Annotated in this window: 18 protein-coding genes; 12 read left to right on the top strand and 6 right to left on the bottom strand. The window is 64.7% G+C overall.

The genetic code is table 11. The features are described from left to right. Positions 1–508 precede the first annotated feature (508 nt). The 5 genes from ACFY5D_RS12100 to ACFY5D_RS12120 all read left to right on the top strand — a co-directional run bounded on the left by ACFY5D_RS12100 (position 509) and on the right by ACFY5D_RS12120 (position 8,392). Complete coding sequence (locus tag ACFY5D_RS12100; protein ID WP_387529815.1) at positions 509–2,518, top strand: M13 family metallopeptidase; 2,010 nt, start codon at positions 509–511, stop codon at positions 2,516–2,518. 371 nt (positions 2,519–2,889) lie between these two features. Continuing rightward, complete coding sequence (gene lysS / locus ACFY5D_RS12105) at positions 2,890–4,410, top strand: lysine--tRNA ligase (RefSeq protein WP_387531015.1); 1,521 nt, start codon at positions 2,890–2,892, stop codon at positions 4,408–4,410. A gap of 298 nt (positions 4,411–4,708) precedes the next feature. Further along, positions 4,709–5,029, top strand: coding sequence for an Lsr2 family protein (locus ACFY5D_RS12110; protein WP_210002809.1), 321 nt, complete (start codon positions 4,709–4,711; stop codon positions 5,027–5,029). Between the two features lie 218 nt (positions 5,030–5,247). Then, positions 5,248–7,761, top strand: a complete 2,514-nt coding sequence (locus ACFY5D_RS12115) for an ATP-dependent Clp protease ATP-binding subunit (protein ID WP_387529819.1) — start codon at positions 5,248–5,250, stop codon at positions 7,759–7,761. Positions 7,762–7,885: 124 nt separating this feature from the next. Continuing rightward, complete coding sequence (locus tag ACFY5D_RS12120) at positions 7,886–8,392, top strand: amino-acid N-acetyltransferase (RefSeq protein ID WP_387529823.1); 507 nt, start codon at positions 7,886–7,888, stop codon at positions 8,390–8,392. A 30-nt stretch (positions 8,393–8,422) separates the two neighbouring features. Here the strand turns inward: ACFY5D_RS12120 and ACFY5D_RS12125 are convergent, their stop codons facing one another. After that, a complete protein-coding gene (locus tag ACFY5D_RS12125) occupies positions 8,423–9,304 on the bottom strand; it encodes a LysR family transcriptional regulator (RefSeq protein ID WP_387529826.1) in 882 nt (293 codons plus the stop codon). A 119-nt stretch (positions 9,305–9,423) separates the two neighbouring features. Between ACFY5D_RS12125 and ACFY5D_RS12130 the strand changes: the two genes are divergently transcribed. Beyond that, positions 9,424–10,497, top strand: a complete 1,074-nt coding sequence (locus ACFY5D_RS12130; RefSeq protein WP_387529829.1) for a YeiH family protein — start codon at positions 9,424–9,426, stop codon at positions 10,495–10,497. A 530-nt stretch (positions 10,498–11,027) separates the two neighbouring features. Here the strand turns inward: ACFY5D_RS12130 and ACFY5D_RS12135 are convergent. Genes ACFY5D_RS12135 through ACFY5D_RS12155 form a run of 5 tightly spaced genes read right to left on the bottom strand, consistent with a single transcriptional unit; the run spans position 11,028 to position 16,287 of the window. Next, entirely contained in the window at positions 11,028–11,726 is a 699-nt protein-coding gene (locus ACFY5D_RS12135) for an SDR family NAD(P)-dependent oxidoreductase (RefSeq protein WP_387529832.1), read from the bottom strand. Beyond that, positions 11,723–12,628 carry an alpha/beta fold hydrolase gene (locus tag ACFY5D_RS12140; protein WP_387529835.1) on the bottom strand — a complete coding sequence of 302 codons (906 nt, stop codon included), beginning with the start codon at positions 12,626–12,628 and terminating at the stop codon, positions 11,723–11,725. Before ACFY5D_RS12140 ends, ACFY5D_RS12135 begins: the two co-directional genes overlap by 4 nt. A gap of 6 nt (positions 12,629–12,634) precedes the next feature. Next, complete coding sequence (locus ACFY5D_RS12145; protein ID WP_387529838.1) at positions 12,635–14,548, bottom strand: flavin-containing monooxygenase; 1,914 nt, start codon at positions 14,546–14,548, stop codon at positions 12,635–12,637. A gap of 49 nt (positions 14,549–14,597) precedes the next feature. Further along, a complete protein-coding gene (locus tag ACFY5D_RS12150) occupies positions 14,598–15,410 on the bottom strand; it encodes an alpha/beta fold hydrolase (protein WP_387529841.1) in 813 nt (270 codons plus the stop codon). Then, positions 15,403–16,287, bottom strand: a complete 885-nt coding sequence (locus ACFY5D_RS12155) for an ABC transporter ATP-binding protein (RefSeq protein ID WP_387529844.1) — start codon at positions 16,285–16,287, stop codon at positions 15,403–15,405. The genes ACFY5D_RS12150 and ACFY5D_RS12155 overlap by 8 nt, the downstream gene beginning before the upstream one ends. Positions 16,288–16,641: 354 nt before the next feature. Here ACFY5D_RS12155 and ACFY5D_RS12160 point away from each other — a divergent pair, with 354 nt between their 5' ends. From ACFY5D_RS12160 to ACFY5D_RS12185, 6 genes are all read left to right on the top strand, one after another. Then, entirely contained in the window at positions 16,642–17,475 is an 834-nt protein-coding gene (locus ACFY5D_RS12160) for an SDR family NAD(P)-dependent oxidoreductase (protein ID WP_387529847.1), read from the top strand. A 41-nt stretch (positions 17,476–17,516) separates the two neighbouring features. After that, positions 17,517–18,368: an ABC transporter permease gene (locus tag ACFY5D_RS12165; RefSeq protein ID WP_387529850.1), complete on the top strand. Its 852-nt coding sequence runs from the start codon at positions 17,517–17,519 to the stop codon at positions 18,366–18,368. A 99-nt stretch (positions 18,369–18,467) separates the two neighbouring features. Next, on the top strand, positions 18,468–19,283 hold the full coding sequence (locus ACFY5D_RS12170; RefSeq protein WP_387529853.1) for an SDR family NAD(P)-dependent oxidoreductase: 816 nt from the start codon (positions 18,468–18,470) through the stop codon (positions 19,281–19,283). Positions 19,284–19,396: 113 nt separating this feature from the next. Further along, the gene (locus tag ACFY5D_RS12175) at positions 19,397–20,299 is read left to right on the top strand and encodes a LysR family transcriptional regulator (RefSeq protein WP_387529856.1); all 903 of its coding nucleotides are present in this window, start codon (positions 19,397–19,399) and stop codon (positions 20,297–20,299) included. A gap of 376 nt (positions 20,300–20,675) precedes the next feature. Beyond that, entirely contained in the window at positions 20,676–22,889 is a 2,214-nt protein-coding gene (locus tag ACFY5D_RS12180) for an acetate--CoA ligase family protein (RefSeq protein ID WP_387529859.1), read from the top strand. A gap of 2 nt (positions 22,890–22,891) precedes the next feature. Continuing rightward, positions 22,892–24,466 (top strand): acyl-CoA carboxylase subunit beta, encoded by a 1,575-nt coding sequence (locus ACFY5D_RS12185; protein WP_387529862.1) that lies wholly within the window; start codon positions 22,892–22,894, stop codon positions 24,464–24,466. Positions 24,467–24,474 lie beyond the last annotated feature (8 nt).

A 24,474-nucleotide genomic window follows, 5' to 3' on the forward strand; every position in this document is an offset into this window, starting at 1 on the left:
AACCCGGAAGCTAAGACCCACAGCGCCGATGGTACTGCACTCGGGAGGGTGTGGGAGAGTAGGACACCGCCGGACAACCTGTCCCGGAACCCCCAAGCCCCTGGCTTGGGGGTTCCGATGTTTAACCACCCCGGTTCCCCGGCACACGCCAGGGGCCGGACCAGAAGGGGGGCCCCGCACGCGGGCCCCCCTTTTTTGTCTTTAACCGGGGGTCCCGCCCCGCGTCCGCGGGAACGCCGGCCCCCGCACCGCGGGCCCCTTCCCCGCACCGCGGGCCCCTTCCCCGGCCCGGCGCGGACTCGGACGGAACCCTGCGCCCTAACTAGTTATCCACAGAAGTTGTGGATAACTAGTTAGGGATGAAAGTAGTGGTTGGTTCACCGCTGGAGTAACCAGGAAAAATAGTCTCAAATTCTTATTTCAGACGCGTAAAGTGAATCATTGAGACCCAGGACATATCGCTCGAGCCCGTACCCGTGGGAAAGAGCCCGCTCATGTGAAGAGGACAATGATGGATGCCAAATCTCTAGTTCCAGCCGATGAAGCAGAAGAATCGACAGTTCGTACGAGCCATCGGGATGAGAACGTTCGCCCTCAGGACGACCTATACCGCCATGCCAACGGTTCCTGGCTGAGCACCGCACAGATCCCCGCGGATCAAGGTACCTACGGATCCTTCATGGCCTTGCGCGATGACTCCGAAGCAGCGGTGCGCGCCATCATTGAAGCTGCGCAAGAAGAGACGTTCCAAGCCGCCGGCGAAATCGACGGTCGCAAAGAGCGCATTGCCAACATCTACACGAGCTTCATGGATGAAGCGCGAATCGAAGCAAAGGGTGTCGAGCCGATCCGTGAGGATGTCTCAGCAATCTACGAGACCACCAACATCGAGGAACTCATACGTCTGAGCGGCTCGTTTTACCGACGCGGAGTATCAGGGTTCATCCAGGCTGGCGCGAGCTCGGATGCAGGCGCCCCTGAGCGTAACCTGCTGACCTTCACCCAGGGTGGCCTCGGATTGCCCGACGAGTCGTACTACCGCGAGGAGCAGTTTGCCGAAATTCGCGGAGAGTACCAGAAGCACCTCGCCCGTTTGATGGCATTGGGTGAGCTGAAGGACACCGAAGCGGCAGCCCAAGCCGTCATCGACTTGGAAACCAAGCTTGCTTCGCACCACTGGGACCGCGTGAAATGCCGGGACGCACAAGCCCGATACAACTTGATGAGCAACACGCAACTGCTTGAACTCGGTCCTTCCCTCGAACATTGGCTGCAGGGTGCTGGCATCGCTGAGAAGTACTACAACGAGGTCGACGTGTGGCAGCCCAGCTACCTCAGCGGCCTTGAAGAGATCTTGCGTGATGCTCCATTGGAATCCTGGCAGCACTGGCTTGCCGTCCAACTGATTCGCTCGAATGCCCCATACCTGTCGAGCGCTTTCGTTAACGAGAACTTCTCCTTCTACTCAGCAAAACTGTCCGGTGTGCAGGAGCTGCGTGATCGTTGGAAGCGCGGCGTTGCCTTTACGGAAGGAGCCGTCGGCGAAGATATTGGCCAGCTGTACGTGGCCGAGCACTTCCCACAGCGCAGCAAGGACAAGATGGAGGCGTTGGTCGCCAAGCTGATTGACGCTTACAGGATTTCCATTGCCAGCCTCGAGTGGATGAGCCCGGAAACCAAGGAGAAGGCCCTCGATAAACTCTCGATGTTCCGCTCCAAGATCGGCTACCCCAATGAATGGATCGATTATTCCTCGATTGCTGCGGTTGCAGATGACGTTATTTCCAACGTTGCTGCCTCTAACGAATTCGAGTTCCTGCGCGAGCTAAAGAAGATCGACGACGGAGTCGATCGCGAACTTTGGTTCATGTACCCGCAGACCGTCAATGCCTACTACCACCCGCTGCTCAACGAGATCGCGTTCCCCGCGGCCATCCTTCGCTTCCCGTTCTTTGACGCAGATCGAGACGCTGCATCGAACTACGGGGCAATCGGTGCCGTAATCGGTCACGAGATCGGCCACGGCTTTGATGACCAGGGATCCCAATTTGACGGGACCGGTGAGTTGAAGAATTGGTGGACCGACGAGGACCGTGCGGCCTTCGACGCACTGACCGGAAAGCTTGTCGAGCAGTATGACGCGCTTGTGCCGCCGGAAGCACCCGAACACCACGTCAATGGCAAGCTAACCTTGGGCGAAAATATCGGTGACCTTGGCGGATTGGGCATCGCCTACACCGCCTACAAGATGGACCTTGCCGCAAACGGCGTGGACCTTGATGAAGTTGTCGACGGGCTCTCTGGAGATCAGCGATTCTTCTACTCTTGGGCTGAATGCTGGCGTACCCTGATGCGTCCGGAAACCATGGTCACGCGAATCACGACTGATCCCCATTCGCCGGGCGAGTTCCGCTGTAACCAGGTTCCGAAGAACATGGACGCCTTCCATGAAGCATTCGGAACCAAACCAGGCGACGGAATGTGGCTTGATCCGGAAGAGCGCGTGAAGATCTGGTAATTGGCCGGCACCATTCGCAACAGAATATTTGTGAACAACGATGATTCCTCCGTTCCAAGGAGAGCTTTCCCCGGAACGGAGGAATCATCTATTGCATTCCATCCCAAAGATCGGCTCCGATTTCAACCAGATGTACCTTAAGGCCGCTGGCAAAGAGCCGCATATTCCTTTTGGTGTGTCGATAGGTCCAGATGCTCATTGCTGACTCGGGTATTGCCTTGCCGGCAGAGGGCAAGATGGAACCGTCGTCCGACACAGGAATGCCTTCTTCCGTGTTTCATATTTCCTGGAAGTGGTTGTAAACATGCGTTGTGGTGTCGCTGGACACCTCGCAGCCCACACTCAGCAAATGCAACGTAGAATTAACGATTGTGACTGCCGAAAAAACTTCCCCCGTAGCTAACACCACCGACCCCAACGACCAGCGTCAAGTACGCATGGCTAAGCGCGCCGCATTGTTGGCACGCGGCGAAGAAGCATACCCGGTGGGAGTCGCACGCACTCACTCGCTTCAAGAAGTCCGCGCGCTTTTCCCGGAACTTGAACCGGACACCGCAACCGGTGTTCAGGTGGGCATCGTCGGGCGTATCGTCTTCATGCGAAACACCGGAAAGCTCTGCTTTGCCACTTTGCAGGAAGGCGGTCCGGAAGGCTCGGGAACCCGCCTCCAGGCCATGCTTTCCCTGGCCAATGTCGGCGAAGAAAAACTTGCCGACTGGAAGTCGCTGGTCGATCTCGGTGACCATGTCTTGATCACCGGTGAAGTAATTTCTTCGCGCCGCGGCGAACTTTCCGTCATGGCCACGGACTGGCAGATGGCTTCCAAGGCCCTGCGTCCGTTGCCGGTCCTGCACGCAGAGCTCAACGAGGAAACCCGCGTACGCCAGCGTTACGCCGACCTGATTGTCCGTGACGAAGCCCGCCAGATGGTTTACAAGCGTGCCGCAATCACCCGCGCGGTCCGCGACACCCTGCACTCGCATAGCTACGTTGAAGTTGAAACCCCGATGCTTCAGCTGATTCATGGTGGCGCTTCTGCCCGTCCGTTCGAGACGCACCTGAACGCCTTCGACCAGCACATGACCCTGCGCATCGCAACCGAGCTCTACCTCAAGCGCGCGGTGGTTGGCGGAATCGACCGTGTCTTCGAATTGGGACGCATCTTCCGCAACGAGGGCGTGGACTCCACCCACTCGCCGGAATTTACCACGTTGGAATGCTACGAAGCGTATGCAGATCAGTTCGTGATGGCCGATCGCATCAAGGAAATCATCCTCAATGCGGCCGATGCGATCGGTGCTGGCCGCGTTCTTGAAACGTCCAGGGGTACCGTAAACCTTGACGGCGAGTGGGCATGGCTTAGCGTGTACCCGGGCCTCTCCGAAGCGGTAGGCCAGGAAATTACTCCTGACACTGATGCTGAAACCCTGCGCGCAATCGCAGACAAGCATGAAGTAAAGGTTGATCCTAAATGGGGATCTCAAAAGCTTGTCATGGAATTGTTTGGCGAAATTGTTGAGCCGACTTTGATTAATCCGACATTCGTCTACGATTACCCGCCGGCAGCGCAGCCGCTGGCCCGCCCACACCGTAGCAAGCCGGGTGTCATCGAAGCCTGGGACTTGATCATTGGTGGCATGGAACGCGGCACCGCTTTCTCGGAGCTTATCGACCCGGTGGTGCAGCGCGAACGCCTGACCGAACAGTCGCGGATGGCTGCGGATGGCGATGACGAAGCCATGCAGTTGGACGAAGACTTCCTGCGTGCGCTTGAGTACGGTGCCCCGCCCATGGGCGGCATTGGATTGGGTATTGACCGACTGGTGATGCTCTTTGCAGACACCGGAATTCGCGAAACCATTCTATTCCCGTTGCTCAAGCCGGAGGCATAATATGCCTTATATCGAGGCCTTGCTTCCAACGGTAGTTGTAGCGCTGATATTTTGGTTTGTTATTCGAGCCGTATCAAATGTCGACCGCACCGAACGCTTGGCTGAAGCAGAAGTCGACGAACAAATGAAATCGAACTCAGATGAAACAGACAAAAATAGTTCGTAGTCTGAGAATTAGCTGAATGCCATAATTTCTACTTGTTAGATGATGCTTACTTGTGTTTATGATATAAGTGAGCGCGTGGATTGAATCCGTTATTAGGTTCATGCGTATTCCCATCAACACAAGGAGTAGCTAATGGCACGTCAGGTCCAGATTGCATTGATTGACGATATTGACGGTTCTGAGGCAAGCGAATCCATCGTTTTTGGCATTGGTGGGCAACACTATGAAATTGATCTAAACGAAGCGAATGCTGAAGCATTCCGCGAGGCCTTGAAGCCGTACATCAAGGTAGCGCGTGCGTCGAAGCAGTTCACTCCCAAGGAAGCCCCGGCCATTCGTGCCTGGGCCAAGGAGAACAACGTGAAGGTCAACGCCCGTGGTCGTCTGCAGGCAGATGTAATTGCCGCCTACCATGCTGCGATGGCTAAGAAGTCTCGTTCGAAGTCGAAGTAGTCATGCCCGCAGGGCTGCCACATTCCTATTAGTGGGAGCCCCTTTGGGGAAGTGATTGTCTGCAAGGGGATTGGGTCCAAACGGGCTCGATCCCCTTGCTCGTTTAATGCTTATGGAAAACGCCGAGGGTGAACAATGTTATCCCTTGGGCGAACATTCCACACGAGCGGGAAATTGATGCGTAGCATCGAAATACGTGTTAGCTAGGAGTGTGCCGCATGTTTGAGAGATTTACCGACCGTGCCCGTCGCGTTGTCGTGCTTGCCCAAGAAGAGGCGCGCATGCTCAACCACAACTACATCGGAACCGAGCACGTTTTGCTCGGCCTCATCCATGAGGGCGAGGGAGTCGCGGCCAAGGCCCTTGAGTCGCTGAACATCTCCCTTGGTGCAGTCCGCGAGCAGGTCCAAGAGATTATCGGTCAGGGCCAGCAGGCTCCTTCCGGTCACATCCCCTTCACCCCTCGTGCCAAGAAGGTTCTGGAACTTTCCCTGCGTGAAGCGCTGCAGCTGGGCCACAACTACATCGGAACCGAGCACATCCTGCTTGGCCTGATTCGCGAAGGCGAGGGCGTTGCCGCCCAGGTTCTGGTGAAGCTCGGGGCAGACCTGTCCCGCGTCCGACAGCAGGTCATCCAGCTGCTCTCCGGGTACCAGGGCGGCAAGGAAACCGCAGGTGCCGGAGTAAGCTCGGGCGGCCAGAGTGAAGGCACCCCGGCGGGTTCCGCCGTGCTGGACCAGTTCGGCCGGAACCTCACCGCAGCCGCTCGGGAAGGCAAGCTCGACCCGGTCATCGGCCGCGAGTTCGAGATGGAACGCGTCATGCAGGTCCTCTCCCGCCGTACCAAGAACAACCCGGTGCTCATCGGTGAGCCCGGCGTCGGCAAGACCGCTGTCGTCGAGGGCCTGGCCCAGGCGATCGTGCGCGGCGACGTCCCCGAAACCATCAAGGACAAGCAGCTCTACACGCTGGACCTTGGCTCGCTGGTGGCCGGTTCCCGCTACCGCGGCGACTTCGAGGAACGCCTGAAGAAGGTCCTCAAGGAAATCCGCACCCGTGGTGACATCATTTTGTTCATCGACGAGATCCACACCCTCGTGGGTGCCGGTGCCGCCGAAGGCGCAATCGATGCAGCCTCGATCCTCAAGCCGATGCTGGCCCGTGGAGAGCTGCAGACCATCGGTGCCACCACGCTGGACGAGTACCGCAAGCACATCGAGAAGGATGCGGCTCTTGAGCGTCGCTTCCAGCCGATCCAGGTCAAGGAACCCTCCGTGGAGCACACCACGCAGATCCTGCGCGGCCTGCGCGACCGCTACGAGGCGCACCACCGCGTCTCCATCACCGATGGCGCCTTGGTTGCCGCAGCCCAGCTGGCCCACCGCTACATCTCAGACCGATTCCTCCCGGACAAGGCGATCGACCTGATCGACGAGGCCGGTGCGCGTCTGCGTATCCGCCGCATGACCGCCCCTCCGGCCCTGAAGATGATGGACGAGGAAATCTCGACCGTTCGTCTGGAGAAGGAAGCGGCGATCGATGCCCAGGACTTCGAGGGTGCTGCAGCCTTGCGTGACAAGGAAGGCAAGCTCCAGGAAGCCCGCGCCGAGAAGGAAAAGGCCTGGAAGAACGGTGAGCTCGACGAGATCGCAGAGGTCGACGCGGAACTCATCGCCGAGGTCCTGGCCAACTCCACCGGCATCCCGGTCATCAAGCTGACCGAGGAAGAGTCCACGCGCCTGCTGAACATGGAAGAGGAACTGCACAAGCGGGTCATCGGCCAGGACCAGGCGATCAAGGCCATCAGCCAGGCAATCCGCCGCACCCGTGCAGGCCTGAAGGATCCGAACCGCCCCGGCGGCTCGTTCATCTTCGCCGGCCCGACCGGCGTCGGCAAGACCGAGCTGGCCAAGGCCCTCGCGGAATTCCTCTTCGGTGAGGAAGATGCGCTGATCACCTTGGACATGTCCGAGTACTCGGAGAAGCACACGGTTTCGCGCCTCTTCGGTGCACCTCCGGGATACGTCGGCTACGAAGAAGGCGGCCAGCTCACCGAGAAGGTCCGCCGTCGTCCGTTCTCCGTCGTGCTCTTCGACGAGGTCGAGAAGGCCCACGCCGACCTGTTCAACTCGTTGCTGCAGATCCTGGAGGACGGCCGTTTGACCGACTCCCAGGGCCGCGTGGTCGACTTCAAGAACACCGTGATCATCATGACCACGAACCTCGGCACCCGGGACATCTCCAAGGGTGTGATGACCGGCTTCCAGTCGGCCACCGACACCCGCACCGGTTACAACCGCATGCAGGCCAAGGTGCAGGAAGAGCTGCGTCAGCACTTCCGCCCCGAGTTCCTGAACCGTGTTGACGACGTTGTGGTCTTCCCGCAGCTGACCCAGGACGAGATCGTGGAAATCGTGGACCTGTTCCTCGCCCGCTTGCAGAAGCGCCTGGTCGACCGCAAGATGACCATCGAGCTTTCCCCCGCGGCTCGCGTGTTGCTGGCAACCCGTGGCTACGACCCGTCGATGGGCGCCCGCCCGTTGCGCCGCGTCATGCAGCGCGACATCGAGGACCAGCTCTCGGAGAAGATCCTCTTCGGCGAACTGAGCTCCGGCCAGCACATCAAGGTCGACGTCGAGGGCGAAGGCGACGAAGCGACCTTCACTTTCAAGGGCGAGGGCGGCACCCCGCAGCTCGAGGGCGAACCGGCTCCGGTCGCCATCGAGGGCTAAGCGCCAAGCGAACCACCAACAGGAAGCCCGCAATCCGAGAACTTGGATTGCGGGCTTCCTGGTGTCCCGGGGCTGCTGCTACATAAAACACGGAACCCAACCCCGGTGGGCATAGGATAAAAACATGACTTCCTTTACCGTCAGGCGCGCCCGTACCAGCGATGTGAAAAGCATCCGTGAACTAGTCAAGCCGCTGGCCAAGGACAGGGTGCTGCTGGAAAAGGAAGCCGTTGCCTACTACGAAAACCTGCAGGAGTTCTTCGTCGCCGAGGACGAAGCCGGAGCGGTGATCGGCTGCGGCGGCCTGCACGTCATGTGGGAGGACATTGCCGAGGTTCGCACGCTGGCCACCGACGGCGCGTGGCGCGGCAAGGGAGTTGGCCACCAGATCCTGGACAGGCTGCTGGCCGAAGCCCGTGAACTTGGCGTCGCACGGGTGTTCTGCCTGACCTTCGAGGTCGACTTCTTCCTGCGCCACGGCTTCAGCGTGATGGAAGAGCAAAGCGCCGTGGACCCCGAGGTCTATTCCGAGCTGCTGCGTTCCACCGATGAAGGCGTGGCCGAGTTCCTGGACCTGGCCCGGGTCAAGCCCAACACGCTGGGCAACACCCGGATGATCGTCCGCTTCTAGCCTGCCAGCCCGCCGATTCCCGGCGGCTTCTCAGTAGCCGGACCGCGCCTGTGCGCAGATGCCCAGAAGCATTGCCGCCGGCCCTTCCGTCGGGGCCGGCCCCCTCCAGATGGCCTGCAGGTTCCTGACCAGGTTTCCCTCGTGCAGGGGCACCTGGATGAAGCTGCCCATGCGCAGGGATCCTTCCACGGCCAGACGGCTCAGCACGGCCGGGCCCATGCCGGCCGAGACCGATTGGCAGATCGCCGAGTTGCTGTTGAACTCCACGATCGGCGTTGCCCTGGCCGCGCCGACGCGCTCATCGAGGAAGGCCCGGGTCCCGGATCCGGCTTCCCGCTCCACCAGATGCGTCGCCGCCAGTTCCCGCAGGGTGACGGGTTCCTTGCGGGCGGTCCAGGGGTGCCCGGGAGGGGCTATGAGCACGAGCTCGTCGGTCCACACCGTCGCGGCGGACAGCTGCGGGGGCACGTCCGGGGTCTCGACGAAGCCGAGCGCGACGTCGCGGTTGTTCACGGCGGCAATCACCTCGCTGGAATTCATCACCCGCAGCTTGGTCTTGATGCGCGGATCGACCTCATGCAGCCGGCCGATCCAGGTCGGCGCCAGGTGCTCGGCGACCGTCATGCTGGCAGCGAAGGTGAATTCCCTGTCCGCCGGGGCGGCCAAGGCCTGCGCGCCGGTCCACAGGGTGTTGAGGCTCTGGAGCGCCTCGCGCGCCCATTCGACGACCAGCGTTCCCTCCTGGGTGAGCTTCGAGCCGGTCGTCGCACGGGAAAGCAGCGGGAATCCCAGGCGCCGCTCCAGGGTCTTCACCGCCCGGGTGGCGTTCGATTGGGCCATGCCCACGGAGCGTGCGCCGGCGCTGAGGCTGCCGTGGTCGGCGATGCCGACCAGCAGCGCGAGCGAAGACATTTGTATCCAGTGTTCGATCCCGGGCATTCGTCCCGCAGCGCTATCCATATCAACATCATATGTCCGTGATGGCCAGCCTGTGCCTACCCGTGACGGCCCGGGCGTGAAAACGTCGTAGTATGCGAAAAGAAGACATATCACTCGAAGCCCCGAGGAGCATTCCCGCCCCGAAGGCAGCGGAGCCGACGCCGGCCCCGGCCCCCGGTTCGGGGTTCAGCCGGCTGCTGCCCGGCCTGCTTGCCTGCGTCATCGGCGGGGCGCTCGCATTGGCGGCCTCCAAGCTGCTGCCCGGGGCAAGCCCGCTGCTGATTGCCATCCTGCTCGGCGCGATATGGCGCAACACGATGAATGTCCCGGCGATCCTGATGCCCGGGGTGACGGTGTCTTCCAAGAAGCTGCTGCGCACGGGCATCGTGCTGCTGGGCCTCCAGCTGTCGCTCTCCCAGATCCTCGGCCTGGGCCCGGGGGTGCTGCTGGTGGTGCTGCTCAGCGTCGGCGTGACCTTTGGCGCCGCACTGCTCATCGGCAAGTGGCTGGGCATCGAACTGCCGCAGCGCCTGCTGATCGCCGCCGGCTTCTCCATTTGCGGTGCGGCGGCCGTGGCGGCCACCGAGGGAGCGACCAAGGCCAAGCAGGACCAGGTGGCCACGGCCATCGGCCTGGTGGTGCTCTTCGGCACACTGATGATCCCGATCGTGCCCGCGCTCGGCGCCCTCATGGGCATGAACGACGAGGCCATCGGCATGTTCATCGGCGCCTCCACCCACGAGGTGGCCCAGGTGGTCGCCGCCGGCGGCGCGGTCAGCTCCAGCGCCCTCGCCGTGGCCGTGACGGTCAAGCTGGCCCGCGTGGTCACCCTGGCCCCGATCGTGGCCGGCGTGAGCATCTACATGCGCAAGAAGCATGACGTCACGGATGCCAAGAAGCCGCCGCTGGTGCCGCTGTTCGTCCTCGGGTTCATTGCCATGATGCTGCTGCGCACCACCGGCTTCGTGCCGGAGGGGCTGCTCGACGCCGCCAAGGTGGCCCAGACCTTCCTGCTGGCCGCCGCCATGTTCGGGCTCGGACTCGGCGTTCACATCAAGGGCCTGATGCGTTCGGGCAGCCGCTCGCTGGTGCTCGCGGCCCTGGCAACGCTGGTGATCCTGGTGGTTGCCGCCGCCGGGACGATGCTCTTCCCGCCGCTGTCCTAACCGACGCCGGCTGCCGGCAGCCGACGCCACGGGCCGTTTCCAAACGAATCCCGGCACGCATACCCGAAACGGGGCGCGTGCCGGGATTTTGCGTTGCCCGGGAAACCCCGGCGGACCCCAAGGCGTTCGGCACTCCGCCGACATGGGGCGGTGGGCCGCCCCGGGGCTTCATTCCGCCGTGACGGGCCCGCGTCGGCAACTGCGGGCTCGGAAGTCGCCCGCGGCGGGCGCGGCGCCTCAGCCGGCGCTGTGGGCGCCTGCGGCCCCCGGACCAAGGCCGCTCCGCCATGTCCTTACCCGCGGTCGCCGGGACAGGCGGTTGCAAACTCCCATGCGCCAAGCCTCCAAGGGGCCGGAGGCGCCGGGCGCGCCACTCCTCCTCGTGCCGAATGCCTCGTGTGGCACGCCTCGTGCGCTGTGCCGTTTGCCGGAGCACGGGCTGCCTTGCGTGGAGCCCGCTCGGGCACCAAAAAACCGCCGGCCCACACCCCGTGAGGGGTGCGGGCCGGCGGCCTGGGATGCTGCGGGGATCAGCGGCGGATCGAGCCGCCGTCGACGACCAGCGTCTGTCCGGTGACAAACCCGGAGCCCTCGGAGAGGAAGAAGCGGGTCGGGCCGACGTAGTCCTCGACCACCGAGGCGCGCTTGATGGCGCGGGTCTCGATGTTCTTGGCCTCGCCGCCGGCGAGGCCGGCGGCGAGCGGCGTCATGACCAGCCCGGGGGCGATCACGTTGACGGTGATGTTGCGTTCGCCCATCTCCACGGCGAAGCTGCGGGCAAAGCCGATGATGCCGGCCTTGGATGCGGCGTAGGCGGCAGTGCCACCCGGAGCCTTGAAGACGGTGCCCGAGGAGTACAGCACGATGCGTCCGCCGTCCTCCACCAGGTCGGCCGTTCCCTGGATGAAGTTCAGCGTGCCGTGCAGGTTCAGCAGCAGCGCGCGCTCCCAGTCGGCCTTGGAGGTGTCCAGGAACTTGCCGAACAAGCCGACGCCGGCACAGTGGATCAGCGAGTGGATGCTGGTGCGGCCCTGTGCGGCCAGCGACTCGCGCACGGCCTCCGGTGCGTTTCCGGCGACATCGCCCGCCACGTAGTTGACCCCGTCGAGCGGGTTGGCCGGCAGGGAGCGGGAGACCGAGGTGATGTCCCAGTCGTTGCGCAGGTCGTTGACCAGGCCCTCGCCGATTCCCGAGGAACCGCCCGAAATTACCAGTGCTGGAGCGCTCATGCGTTGTCACCCTTCGTGATCTCGGTCAGGAACCCGTTGATGAGGTCCCAGGTCTGCTGTGGCTGGCTGATGTTCGGGCTGTGCTTGGAATCCATGACCTCGGTCTTGGCCTGCGGCAGGAATTCCTGAAGCTTTGCGCTCCAGCCGCTTTCGAACAGGGTGTCGTCCTTGCCCTCGATCAGCAGGGCCGGGGTGTTCACGCCCGTCAGGTTGCCGGGGTACGGGTCCGCCGGACGCTGGACCGCCATGGCCTCGGGCACCGCGGTGTGCGGGGCCTTCATGGAGGCGAAGTGCCCCGGCGCGACAGCCCACCGCATGCGGGCCTCGAGCTGGGCGTCCTTGCCGTCGAACGGTTCGCACAGGTAGCCGACGATTTCCTCGAGGCGCTCGGGCGTGCCGTCGAAGTCGCCGATCTTGGCCAGGTCCGCCCCGCGCCACGCGCCGCCGGTGCCGGCGATGGTGGTCACCGAGGCGATGCGCTCGCGCAACGCCGGGTTGGTCAGTGCGCGCAGGGTCAGCGAGCCGCCGAAGGAGTTTCCGACCAGGTGCACCGGTTCGGTGATGCCCAGGTGGTCCAGCAAAGAGAACAGGTGGGTCAGGCGGAACGCGAAGGGCGAAACGTCCAGGCGGATCGACTTGGCCGACCCGCCGTAGCCGAGCAGGTCGGGTGCGATCACACGGAACTTCTCGGCGGCCAGCGGGAGGATGCCACCCCAGGTCACATCCGAAGCGCCGCCCCAGGCACCGTCGTGCAGGAAGACGACGACGGGGGCGCCGTCGGTCGGGCCGCCGGACAGGTAGCGGGTCTCGAGGTTGGCGACGACTTCGGTCGTCTCGGTGATCAAGGGTGTCTCGGTGAGCAAGGTGGCCTCCGTTGAAGTGGATCTGGTAATGGAAGTCATGGGGGATTAGCCGAGCTTGTAGTCTTCGGTGCGCACGCTGGAGGTGCGCTCGAAGTAGTTCCGGGCCGGCAGTGGCCACATGATGGTGGAGCGGCCCTCGGCGTTCATGTACCAGGAGTGGGTCTTGGACCAGCCCCAGGTGCGCTTGGCGCTTTCGGCGACGATCTCCTTGTCGTACTCGGCGAACACGTCGTCGCGCAGGTCCATCGACTTGTGGCCGCCGGTCGCCAGCGTCTTGATCGCATCGATCATGTAGACGGCCTGGCACTCCAGGAAGAACACCAGGTTGCCGTGGATGACGGTGTTGGTGTTCGGCCCGTACATGCAGAAGAAGTTCGGGAAGCCCGGAAGCGTGGAGCCCAGGTAGGCGCTGGCGTCGATGCCCCAGGTCTCGTGCAGGTCCTTGCCGCCGATGCCAGCAACGGACATCGGGAGCAGGAAGTCCGAGGCCTTGAAGCCGGTGCCCAGCAGGATCACGTCGGCCTCGATGTGCTCGTCGCCGAGCCACACGCCGGTCTCGTCGATGCGGTTCACGCCCTGGCTGACCAGGCGGACGTTGTCGCGCTTGAGCGTCTTCACCCAGGTGCCGTCGTCGCAGATGATGCGCTTGGCGGCCGGCGGGTAGTTCGGGATGATCTGCTTGGCCAGCTCCTTGTCGTCGCCGGCCTGCTCCAGCAAGTACTCGGTGAGCTCCTTGCGCAGAGCCTCGTTGGCCGCGGAAACCGAGACCTCGGTCGGCGGGAAGCTCGGATCGACGGTGGCGGCCGGCAGGTTGCCGACCACGCGCGGGAGGAAGATCGAGAAGCGGTAGTAGGCGCGGTACTGGTTCAGGTTGTTCAGCAGCCAGCGCTCGCCGTCCGCGATCTCCTGGCGGAGCACCGGGGTGGAACGCAGCCACGGGGCGCTGCGCTGGAAGATGGTGACCTGCTCGGCGACCTTGGCCACGGCCGGCGCGAACTGCAGCGCGCTGGCGCCGGTGCCGACGACGACGACCTTCTTGCCGGTGAAGTCGATGCTGTGGTCCCACTGCGCGGAGTGCACGATCGGCCCCGTGAAGGTGTCGATGCCTTCCAAGTTCGGGATCGAAGGGCGGTTGAGCTGGCCCACGGCGCTGACGACGACCTTGGACTCGATGGTTTCACCGACGCCCTCGGCGGTCTTGGTTTCCAGCGTCCAGCTGCTGGTGTCCTCGTTCCAGCGGGTCGCGGTGACCTCGGTGCCGTAGACCATGTGCTCAAGCAGGCCGTTGTCGGCCGCGAACTGGTGCAGGTAGCCGTGGATCTTGTCCTGGCGGCCGAAGTGCGTCTCCCAGTCGTGCTGGGTGAAGGAGTAGGTGTAGATGTGGCTGCGCACGTCGGTGCGGCAGTCCGGGTAGGTGTTTTCCCACCAGGTGCCGCCGACGTCGTGGCTCTTCTCGATGATCTTGAACGGGACGCCCGCCTGCTTCAGGCGCAGGCCGGCGAGCAGGCCGGAGAACCCGGCGCCGATAACGACGGCGTTCAGGGCGGTGCCCGGGGCAACCTCGTCGAGCTTCCACTCGGGCTGGCGCGGGTCGGTGTTGTTCGGGATGAACGAGACCTCCGACATGGCCAGGGCGTCCTCGACGGGAGCGCCCATCAGCCAGGTGCTCATGGCCAGGCGGAGTTCCTCGCTGGGAACCGAATCCCAGGTGTTCTGGGTCGCGAGGTGCGGTGCCAGCAGCTCGAAGCAGACGGCGCGGGCGGCGGCCTCGGTCTCCGCATCCAGGCCGCTGCTCGGCAGGGCCCGAAGGTTCGGGCGCCATTCGTCGCGCAGCACGCTGGTGTCGCCGGTGACGTGTGCGGTCAGCATGATCAGCGCGGGGACCTGGGCCGACTCAAGGTGGGCGGCAAGTTCTTCTTCGCTGACCTGCGTCGTGGTGCGATCCAGGGTCTTGTTCATTTCTTCTCCGTAAGGCAGTTATAGAGGGTGCGGCGGGCTCGAAAGGCCGTTAGCGTGTCCAGCAATCAAGGCTGTCGAGGAATGGCCGCACGGTTGCGGCGACCTCGTGGGGGTTCTCGAAGGCGACGAGGTGGCCGCCCTTGGCAAAGAGCAGCTCGGCCCCGGTGATCGAGGCGGCAAGCTGTTCGACGACCGCGCTGGGGATGCTCCGGTCGTCGTCGCCGGCGACGACGAGGGTTGGCGGCGGCGAGTCCAGCTGGAAGTCGCCGACCGTGGTCATGGCCTCGAAGTACTCGGCGATCGTGTTGCCGCCCGCCCCGAGGAACTGTGCGCGGGCCTGCTGCACCATGGGGTTGGAGGCATCGGTCGAGTTCTCGCCGAACCAGCGGTGCATGGTCACGTCTCCGACGTCCTCGAGCCCGTTGGGGGCCCGGACCTCCGCCGCGCGTGCCAGGGTTCCGCGGGTTGCGGCCTCGTCGTAGGCGCCGCGCGTTGCCATCAGGATCTGTGCGTCGACGCGCTCGGGGAAGCTGCCGGTGACGGCCTGGGCGACCATGCCGCCCAGCGAGATGCCCAGGATGACCGAGCTCTCGACGTCTTCGGCGTCCCACATGGCTGCGATGTCGCGGGCAACGAGGCCCAGCGTCGGTGCGGTTTCGCCGCGCGCGCTTTCCCCGTGGCCTCGGAAGTCCGGCGCAAGCAGGCGGTACTCGTCGCCGAGCGCCTCGGCCAGGGGGGCGTACCAGGATCCGTCCAGCGCCAGCGAGTGCAGGACCGTGATCAGGCGCGGGCCTTCGCCGTACTGGCGATAGGCCACGGTCGCGCCTTCGGCGCCGGCAACTTTTTGCAGGGTCTTAGCCATTCTTGCTCTCCTCCCGGATGCGCTGTTCGGCGAGATCGACTTCGCTCCGGAGTCGATCGGACATGTCGTGGAAATAGGACTTGAAGAGTTCGGAATCGCGGCGCATCTCCTGGCGTCGCGGGCGTTCGAGCTCGATCTTCATGTCGACGACCATGCGGCCCGGGCGGCTGGCCATCAGAATCACACGGTCGCTCAGCAGGATGGCTTCCTCCAAATCGTGTGTCACGAAGATGACGGTGGGGCGCTCTGCCTCCCACAGGCCGGTGAACTCCTCCTGCTGGATCGCACGGGTCTGTGCGTCGAGGGCCGCGAACGGTTCGTCCATCAGCAGGACCTTGGGGTTCTGCACCAGGGTGCGTGCGATGGCAACGCGCTGCCGCATGCCCTGCGAGAGGTGCAGGACGTCGGAATCGGCGAACTCGTGCAGGCGGACCTTGCGCAGCCATTCCTCGGCGCGCACGCGGCGCTCCTCCTTAGGCACGCCGCGGATCTCCATGCCGAGTTCCACGTTGCTGCGGACCCGGCGCCAGGGGAGCAGGGCGTCGCGGGCGAAGAGGAACGCCGCGTCGTTGCTTCCGGGGCGGACCGGCTTGCCGTCGATGAGGACCTTGCCCGCGCGAGGCTTCAGGAGGTTGCCGACCATGCCGAGGGCCGTCGTCTTGCCGCAGCCCGACGGGCCGACGATGCTGACGAACTCCGAGGGCTCGATGCGGAGATTGAAGTTGTCCAACACCCGCACCGGCCGATCGCCATGGAGGAAGCTGTGGTTCACGTTCTGGAACTCGACCGAGACGCCGCTCGCCGTGGACGCCTTGGCCGTCGATTCCATGGCCAGTGTTTCGCTATCGCCGGTTGAACGGAGGGTTGAATTGGGCATTGTCGCTCCAGTCATTAGTTTGCGGGGCCGACCCGTTGTGGCAGTCTGCTGTGGTTCACGATTGCTGAGCCGGCGCCGTCATTGGTCACGCTGGAACAGCCTTGAACAAGGGGAAACCGGGGTGGTTTGAGTTGTGGTGCACGTCACCAACTTGTCAATGAATCGTTGAACACCTTGGCGGCAGAGTCAAGAAAAAGTCGGCCAATCCGGGCCTATCGCCTCGATAGCGATTCCAACATTGCCCTTGGTTGCAAATGGAACGAAGCTTTCTCAAAACGCACCATTGCCATGAGGGCCCGCCGTGCGTGAGTCAGCCGCACACACCGGGCGCGCACCAATCCAGGAGGACGTCAGATGACGAACACAGCCATCACCAACAGCAAAAAGGTGGGTACGACCACCTTCGATTTCACCGGCCAGGTCGTCATCGTGACCGGCGCATCAGGCGGCATCGGTCAGGCGCTCGCCGACAAGTTCGCCGCGGCCGGCGCGGACCTGATCCTGCACGGGCGCAAGGCCGAGACCTTGGAAGCCAAGGCAGAGGAGATCCGCGCGCTCGGACGCAAGGCCGTCGTGGTCACCGGCAACATCAAGGAACCTGCGACCGCCGACGCGCTGGTCAGCGCTGCCCTCGAGGAGTTCGGCCGAATCGACGTCCTGATCAACAACGCCGGCGGCAACTTCGCCGCGCGCCTGGAGGACCTCTCCGCCAACGCGTGGAACGCGACGATCGGCACCAACCTCACCGGCGCGTTCCACACGGCAGTCGCCTGCCTCCCGGTCTTCGAGAAGCAGGGCGGCGGCAACATCATCAACGTCGGCTCGGGCTCGGCGAACTACGCACACCCGATGCGCGGCGCCTACGCCGCAGCCAAGGCCGGGCTTGCCTCGCTGACCAAGACCATGTCCTGGGAATGGGCCGACCGCGGCGTGCGCGCCAACTGCGTAGAGCCGGGCGCGACCCTGACCCCGTCCTCGCGCTTCGCCTCGGAAGAGGTCGAGAAGTCCTTCGGCGAGTTCCTGGCACTCGGCCGCGTGGGCCTGCCGGAGGAAGTCGCCGACGCATGCCTGTACCTGTGCTCCGGCGCGTCCAGCTTCATCACCGGAACCGTCCTGCAGGTCACCGGTGGCCCGCACACCTCGTCGCCCCTGGACTCGAAGCTCGTCCGAGCCCCGCGCGACGCCTAATTAATCCAGCACCACCGAATACCGTTAGGGAAAGGTTTGACATGGAAACGATCTCCACGGCCGAGAAGGTGGTCGCCACCGCCGGCGCCCCGGCCTACAGCGACGACACGATCCTCGCGGAACGTCGCCGATCGCGCATCAATCGACAACTGAGCGTCTGGGCCCTGAGGGTCGGCGTGCTCGCCGCCTTCGTCTTCGCCTGGGCCTTCGTGACCGGCCAGGGGATCATGGATCCGACGCTGGTTTCCACCCCCGGCGATGTCGGGACGTCCTTCATCAAGCAGCTGGGCGACGGGACCTTCTGGGTCGACGTGTCCGCGACGTTCAGTGGTGCCATGGCCGGGCTGGTCTCCGGTGCCATCCTCGGCATCCTGGCGGGTGTCGTCTTCGCCCGCGTCGAGGTCCTCCACGTGGCAGCCAGGCCCTTCCTGACCTTGATGAACAGCCTGCCGCGTCCGGCGCTGGCGCCGATCTTCATCCTCTGGTTCGGACTGGGCTTCGGCCCGAAGGCGCTGGTTGCCTTCAGCGTCGTGTTCTTCGTCCTGATGACCAGCACCATGGGCGCCCTGCAGAGCATCGACCACGACATCAAGCAGCTGACCAAGTCGCTGGGCATGACGCGCAGGCAGCGCTTCTTCAAGATCGAGCTGCCCTCGGCGTTGCCGTCGATCATCGGCGGCCTGCGCCTGGGCGCCGTCTACTCGGTGCTTGGCGCCGTGGTTTCCGAGATGGTCGGCGCCTACACCGGCCTGGGCCAGCGGTTGGTCGTCGTGACCAACAACTTCCAGGTTTCGGAGACCTTCGCGATCCTGCTGGCCATGGGCCTGTTGTCCATGGTTCTGGATCTTTCCATCTCCGGCGTTCAAAAAGCAGTTACCAAGTGGACGCGCTAACTCAATAGCGGATCCACCATGACCGTACGTAGTGCGACACCGGCCGGGGCAGGCATCAACGCTGCCCCGGCCGGTGTCGATTAACGAAAGGGGCACCCCATGCAGATCGAGAATCCGACCGTTCCTGTCCAGGCCAGCGACCTCGACTACCCGGGCTTGTTCAGGCTGGACGGCAAGGCCTACGTCATCCTGGGAGCCGGCAGCGGGATCGGGGAGCACATCAGCCGCACGATCGCCGCGATGGGCGGGCGCATGCTGTGCGTCGACATCAACGCCGATGCCGTCGCGGCGGTCGCGGAATCGCTGCAAATGCCGTTCCTGGTGGCCGATGCCACGACCGAGGAGGACATGCACCTGATCGCGGCCACCGCCGCCTCGGAGCTCGGGACGATCAACGGGTACGTCGACGTGATCGGGCAGATGCACCGCAACCAGATGTCCGGGTACTCGCTGGACGCCTGGGAGCAGGACTTCAAGACGAACCTCGGCCATGCTTTCCTCGCCGCACGGGCGCTGGCCCCGCTGGTGGGCGACGGGTCGATCGTGCACGTCTCCAGCGTGGTGGGGTCGCACGGCGGGCTGAAGGCCCCCGGCTACGGCCCGGCCAAGGCCGCGCTGCAGGTGTGGGTCAAGCAGCTGGCGGCCGAACACGGGCCGCGCGGCGTCCGCGTCAACGCCGTGGCGCCCGGGCTCTTCCTTTCGCCGCGATACGTCGCCAAGGAGCGAAGCGGCGACGATGCAGAGTTCCTGGCCGGCCGGCCCATGCTCCGCCGGTTGGGCCAGCCGTACGAAATCGCCGCAACAATCGCGTTCCTGCTCTCGCCGGCCGCCGGCTACATCACTGGCACAACGATCCCGGTCGAGGGCGGTTCCCTGTCCCGGGACTCGACGGGGATCGACGAGCTGTTGGGCTGAAACCGGGTGGAAGCATTTGGTTCGATAGCTTCACGAAGTCTCGCCCGGCTGTGTGATCAGGGTAACGTGGGCCACCTGCGGCCTGTGGCCGCGCCAGTTAGAAAGAGGTTGCCATGAGATTTGCGCAGTTGCGCTACCTGGAGGCGGCATTGCGAACCGGATCGTTCCGGCAAGCCGCCAAGGAACTCGATATTTCCCAGCCGACGATCACCAACCAAGTGCAGCGACTCGAAGAGGATTTGGGCGTCATCCTGGTGACCCGCGGCGCCAAGGGGGTCCGCCCGACCTATGCGGCGGACCGGATCCTGCCGCACGTGGTTGCCGCGGTCCACGCAGAGAAAATGCTGCGCGCCGAAGCCAGCGCCATCGGAGGCCTGAAGCTGGGCACCGTGCGGCTCGGAACCGTGCCGGCGGCGTCGCAGACGATCCTTCCCCGGACCGTCAAGCGTCTGCTGACCGAGTTCCCCAACGTGCGGTTCGAGGTCGATGAGGGGCCGTCGAAGGTGGTGGTCGGCGGCGTCCTCAGCGGACAGTTCGACGTCGGCCTGGTCACCCGCCTGCCCGGCATCGAACTGGCCCCGGCGGAGGACACCCTGCTGCACCACATCGACCTGATCCCGGGCCGGCTGGTGCTGGCGGTTCCGGAGGGCCACAGGCTTGCCGAAAAGGACAACTTCGAGCCCTCCGACCTGGAGGGGGAGGCGCTGATCTTCCCCGCGGACTCGAGCATCCTGCGCGCGGCCTGGGATCGGCTGCTCGAGGGAGTCGAGGGGCGGATCGTCTACTCCACCCCGAATGCGGAGGCGTCGCAGGCCATGGTGCGTGCCGGCGTCGGCATCTGCATGTCGAACACGCTGCTGGATTCGACCGTCAGCGGAAACGGGGTCTCCCTCGTGCCGCTTCCCTTCGAATGGGCGCATGCCAGCACCTCCGCCATCGTCCGGAAGGACGAGGCCCGGTCCTCGGCCGTGCAGGCCTTCCTGCGCCTCCTGCGGGAAGCGGCCAAGACCTTCTAGCCGCAAGGCCCTCCCGCCGCGATCCGATGCGCCAGCAGGGGCCGCGGCGGGGCCCGGGGCGACCCGGGCAGGGCGCTTCACATTGGCGCATGGACGGGCCTTGCGGCGCCACGGCGCTGCAAGGCCCCCGGACAGCGCTCGGCTTCCGGTTTCCGTGGCACGGATCCCTCGAACGCCCGTTTTCGGGCTGGATTCCGGGGCGCGGCGCCGATTGCCCGGCCCCGGAAAGCGCGTCGGCCGCGGAGTCCCGATAGCGCGGTGGTATCACCCTGCCAGCGCTGGCGAGCTTCCCAGCGCAGGTATCACTGGAGAGACTGAAGTCACACCGGATGCGATAGTTTGCCGTCCGGATCCGACGTCCAGTGAGGTGCCCCAGTTGTTAGTCGATACAGCCCAGACGAGTGGCTCTGAAACAATCGTCGAGTTCATTGCCCAGGCCAAGAACCGCGAATCGGCCATGTTCACCGAAGCAGAGGGAAAGTCCCTGCTCTCGGCATTCGGGATCGATACCCCCCAGGGCGTGGAAATCGAAGTGGGCCAGGAACTTCCGGCCCACCTGCGCGAGCCATTGGTCGTCAAGGCGATCTCGACGACGCTCGTGCACAAGTCCGACGCCGGCGGAGTCCGCGTCGGCGTCACCCGCTCCGAGCTCGATGAAGTCGCGCTGCAGATGCGCGAATCCCTGGCCTCCTTCGGCCACGAGCTCGATGGCCTGCTGGTCGAGGAAATGGTCCCGGCCGGCCACGAAATCATTGTCGGCGCCGTGCGCGCCCCCGGGCTGGGCTGGACCGTCATGGTCGGCCTGGGCGGCGTGCTGGTCGAGGTCTTCGAAGACGTGGCCTTCGGCCTGGCGCCGCTGTCCGAAAACCAGATCCGCGACATGCTCGCCGAATTGCGCGGCATGAAGGTGCTCAACGGCGCCCGCGGCGGCGTCAAGGCAGACATCGACGCGCTGGTCGCCCTGATCTCCCGCCTCGCCGGCCCCACCGGGCTGCTGGCCTCGCTGCCGGAAGACGTCACGGAAATCGACCTGAACCCGGTCATCGTTTCCGACACCCGCGCCGTGGCGGTCGATGCCCGCTTCGTCGTCGGAGAGGTCGAGGCCAAGCAGGCCACCGCGAACCAGGCCAAGGCCACCGACTTCACCCCGCTGTTCGCCCCGCGCCGCATCGCGGTGCTCGGCGCCAGCGGCAAGCGCCCGAACCTGGCCAACCGCTTCATCCGCAACATCCTTGCCGGCGGCTTCGACGGCACCATCATTCCGGTCAACCCGACCACCGACGTCATCGAGGGCCTACCGGCCGTTGCCTCGCTGGCCGAAGTGGCCGAACCGATCGACTACGCCTTCGTGGCACTGCCGGCGGCACGCGTCGCCGAGGCCCTGGGCGCCGGTGCCGGACGCGTGCGCTTCGCACAGGTCGTCTCCAGCGGCTTCAGCGAAGTCGAGGAGGGCATCGAACTCGAGGCAAACCTCGTGTCGACGGTCCGCGACGCGGGCATCCGCCTGATCGGCCCGAACTGCCTGGGCACCCACGCCTCGGCCGGGAAGCTCTCCTTCGTCCCCGAGGCACCGCTGACCCCGGGCACCACCGCGGTGGTCTCGCAGAGCGGCGGGCTGTCGGTCGACATCCTGCGCGTCGGCGCCTCCAGCGGCATCGACTTCCACTCGGTCGTCAGCATCGGCAACAGCGCCGACGTCAGCGCCGCCGAACTCGTCTCCTCCCACCTGGGCAACGACGAGGTCCGCGTCATCGGCCTGTACCTGGAGTCCCTCAGCATCGCCCGCGAGGTCCTGGACGTGCTCGACGACGCCGTTACCCGCAAGCCGGTGGTCCTGCTGGCAGGCGGACGCACCAGCGGCGGTTCGCGCGCAGCCACCAGCCACACCGGCGCCCTGGCAGGCAACCACCGGCTGTGGCCGGCCATCGCCCGCCAGGCCGGAATCACCCTCGTCGATTCCCTCGCCGACTTCGCAACGGCGCTTCACGCGCTCTCGACCGTCGACCTCGGCGTCAAGCCAAACGGCAACGAGGCCGTCCTGTTCGGCAACGGCGGCGGAGCCAGCGTGCTCGGCGCCGACGCACTCGACCGCCAGGGCATCTCCACCACGCCGCTCCCGGAATCCGTCATTGCCGAGCTGGAATCCCTCGAGGTTCCGCCGGGCAACGGGTTCCACAACCCGATCGACGTGCCGGCCGGAACGCTGGCCGTCAAGAGCGGCGGCGTGGCAGGGGACATCCTCAAGGTCGTGCTGGCCGGCAGCGAACCCGCGGTGCTGATCACCCACCTGAACGTGGGCATCATCCAGCGCAACCTCGGGGCCACCCACGGCGACGTGACCGGAACCATCATCGACTCGATCGCCGCGGCCCGCGACGAATCCAAGTCAAACACCCACCAGCTCCTGGTGCTGAAGTCCGACGGCAGCGCCGGCACGGGCGACATGGTCAAGGAATACGCGCAGCGTGCGCGGTCCATCGGCATCCCCGTCTTCGGCGCCTTCGAAGACGCGGCACTGGCCTCACGGGCAGTGCTCGAACAGAGCAAGCAGATCCACCAGGCGTCGCTTGGCGCAGACGGAAGGCAGTAGAGATGACAACCGAAGCAGTCAAGATCGACGCGACCATCGCCGAGGAAGCCCCGCTCACCCGCGAGCAGGCGCACGAGAAGAAGCGCGCGGCCGCGCTGGCCATGGGCGGGGCCCGGAAGCTTGAGGCCCGCCGCGACAAGGGCCAGCTGAACGCACGCGAGCGCATCGCCCTGCTGCTGGATCCGGGAACCTTCCGCGAATCCGGCCTGTTCGTGACCTCCGCAGTGCCTGCGGACCGGGACAAGACCCCGGCCGACGGCAAGATCACCGGCACCGGCGAGGTCGACGGCCGCCGCGCAAGCGTTGTCGCCTACGACTTCACCGTCAAGGGATCGTCCTCGTCCCCGATCAGCAACAAGAAGATGGCCCACTTCAAGGAACTGGTCGTCCGCACCGGCCAGCCGCTGGTCTACCTGTCCGAGTCGACCGGCGTGCGCATGCCCGACGCCATGGGCGGTACCGGCATGGGCTCCGCCAGCGGCAAGACCCGCTTCCTGCGCCAGCGCGAAAGCCCGTGGGTATCCGCGGCCTTCGGCTACTGCTTCGGCTCGGCCGCCTGGCACACCATGGCCTCCGACTTCGCGGTCTTCCGCAAGGGCGCGGTGCTCGCGGTGTCCAGCCCCAACCTGGTGGCCCGCGCCACCGGCCAGCAGGTCGACGCGCAGGAACTCGGCGGCTGGAAGATGCACGCGGAGGTCACCGGCTTCGCCGACGCCGTCGCCGACACCGACGAGGAAGCGATCGAACTGATCCGCCGCTTCCTCTCCTACCTGCCCTCGCACAACGGCGAGACCCCGCCGCTCGCGCCGATCCCCCACGGGTCCGGCGAACGCGCCGAGGAAATCAAGGAAATTGTTCCCCAGGAACGCACCAAGACCTACGACGTGCGCAAGGTCATCGAGATCATCGCGGACACCGGCTCGGTGTTCCCGATCAAGGCCCGCTACGGCAAGTCCCTGGTCACCTCGCTGGCCCGCATCGGCGGCCAGTCGGTCGGCATCATCGCCAACAACCCGATGTTCAAGGGCGGCGCCCTGGACGGCCAGGCCTGCGACAAGGCCACCAGCTTCCTGGTGATGTGCGACTCCTACAACATCCCGATCATCCACCTCGTTGACCAGCCTGGCTTCCTGATCGGCCTCGAGGCCGAGCGCAGCAAGGTCGCCGGCAAGATCATCAACTGGATGAACGCGCTGTCGCTGGTCACCGTGCCGAAGATCGCCGTCACCATGCGCAAGAACTACGGCCAGGCCCTGATCAACATGGGTGGCGGCGGCACCGCCGACGCCACCGCCGGCTGGTGGTCCTCCGAGGTCAGCTTCATGGATCCGACCTCAGCGGTTTCCGTGGTGCACGGCATCGACAAGGAAACCGACCCGGAGATGTACGAGCTGCGCCTCGCGGAGATGAACAAGGGCACCACCGCCTACGACGTCGCCCAGGTCTTCGGCTTCGAGCAGGTCATCGATCCGTCCGAAACGCGCGAGTTCATCCTCGGCGCCCTGAAGGACCACTACCGTGCCCGGACCAACGGTGTTGGCGAACACCTGTTGCGCACCTGGCCCACGAGCTTCTAAGGAGCGCA

It is taken from the genome of Paeniglutamicibacter sp. NPDC012692 (genome assembly GCF_042901625.1).
In the GTDB taxonomy this organism is placed as follows: Bacteria; Actinomycetota; Actinomycetes; order Actinomycetales; family Micrococcaceae; genus Paeniglutamicibacter.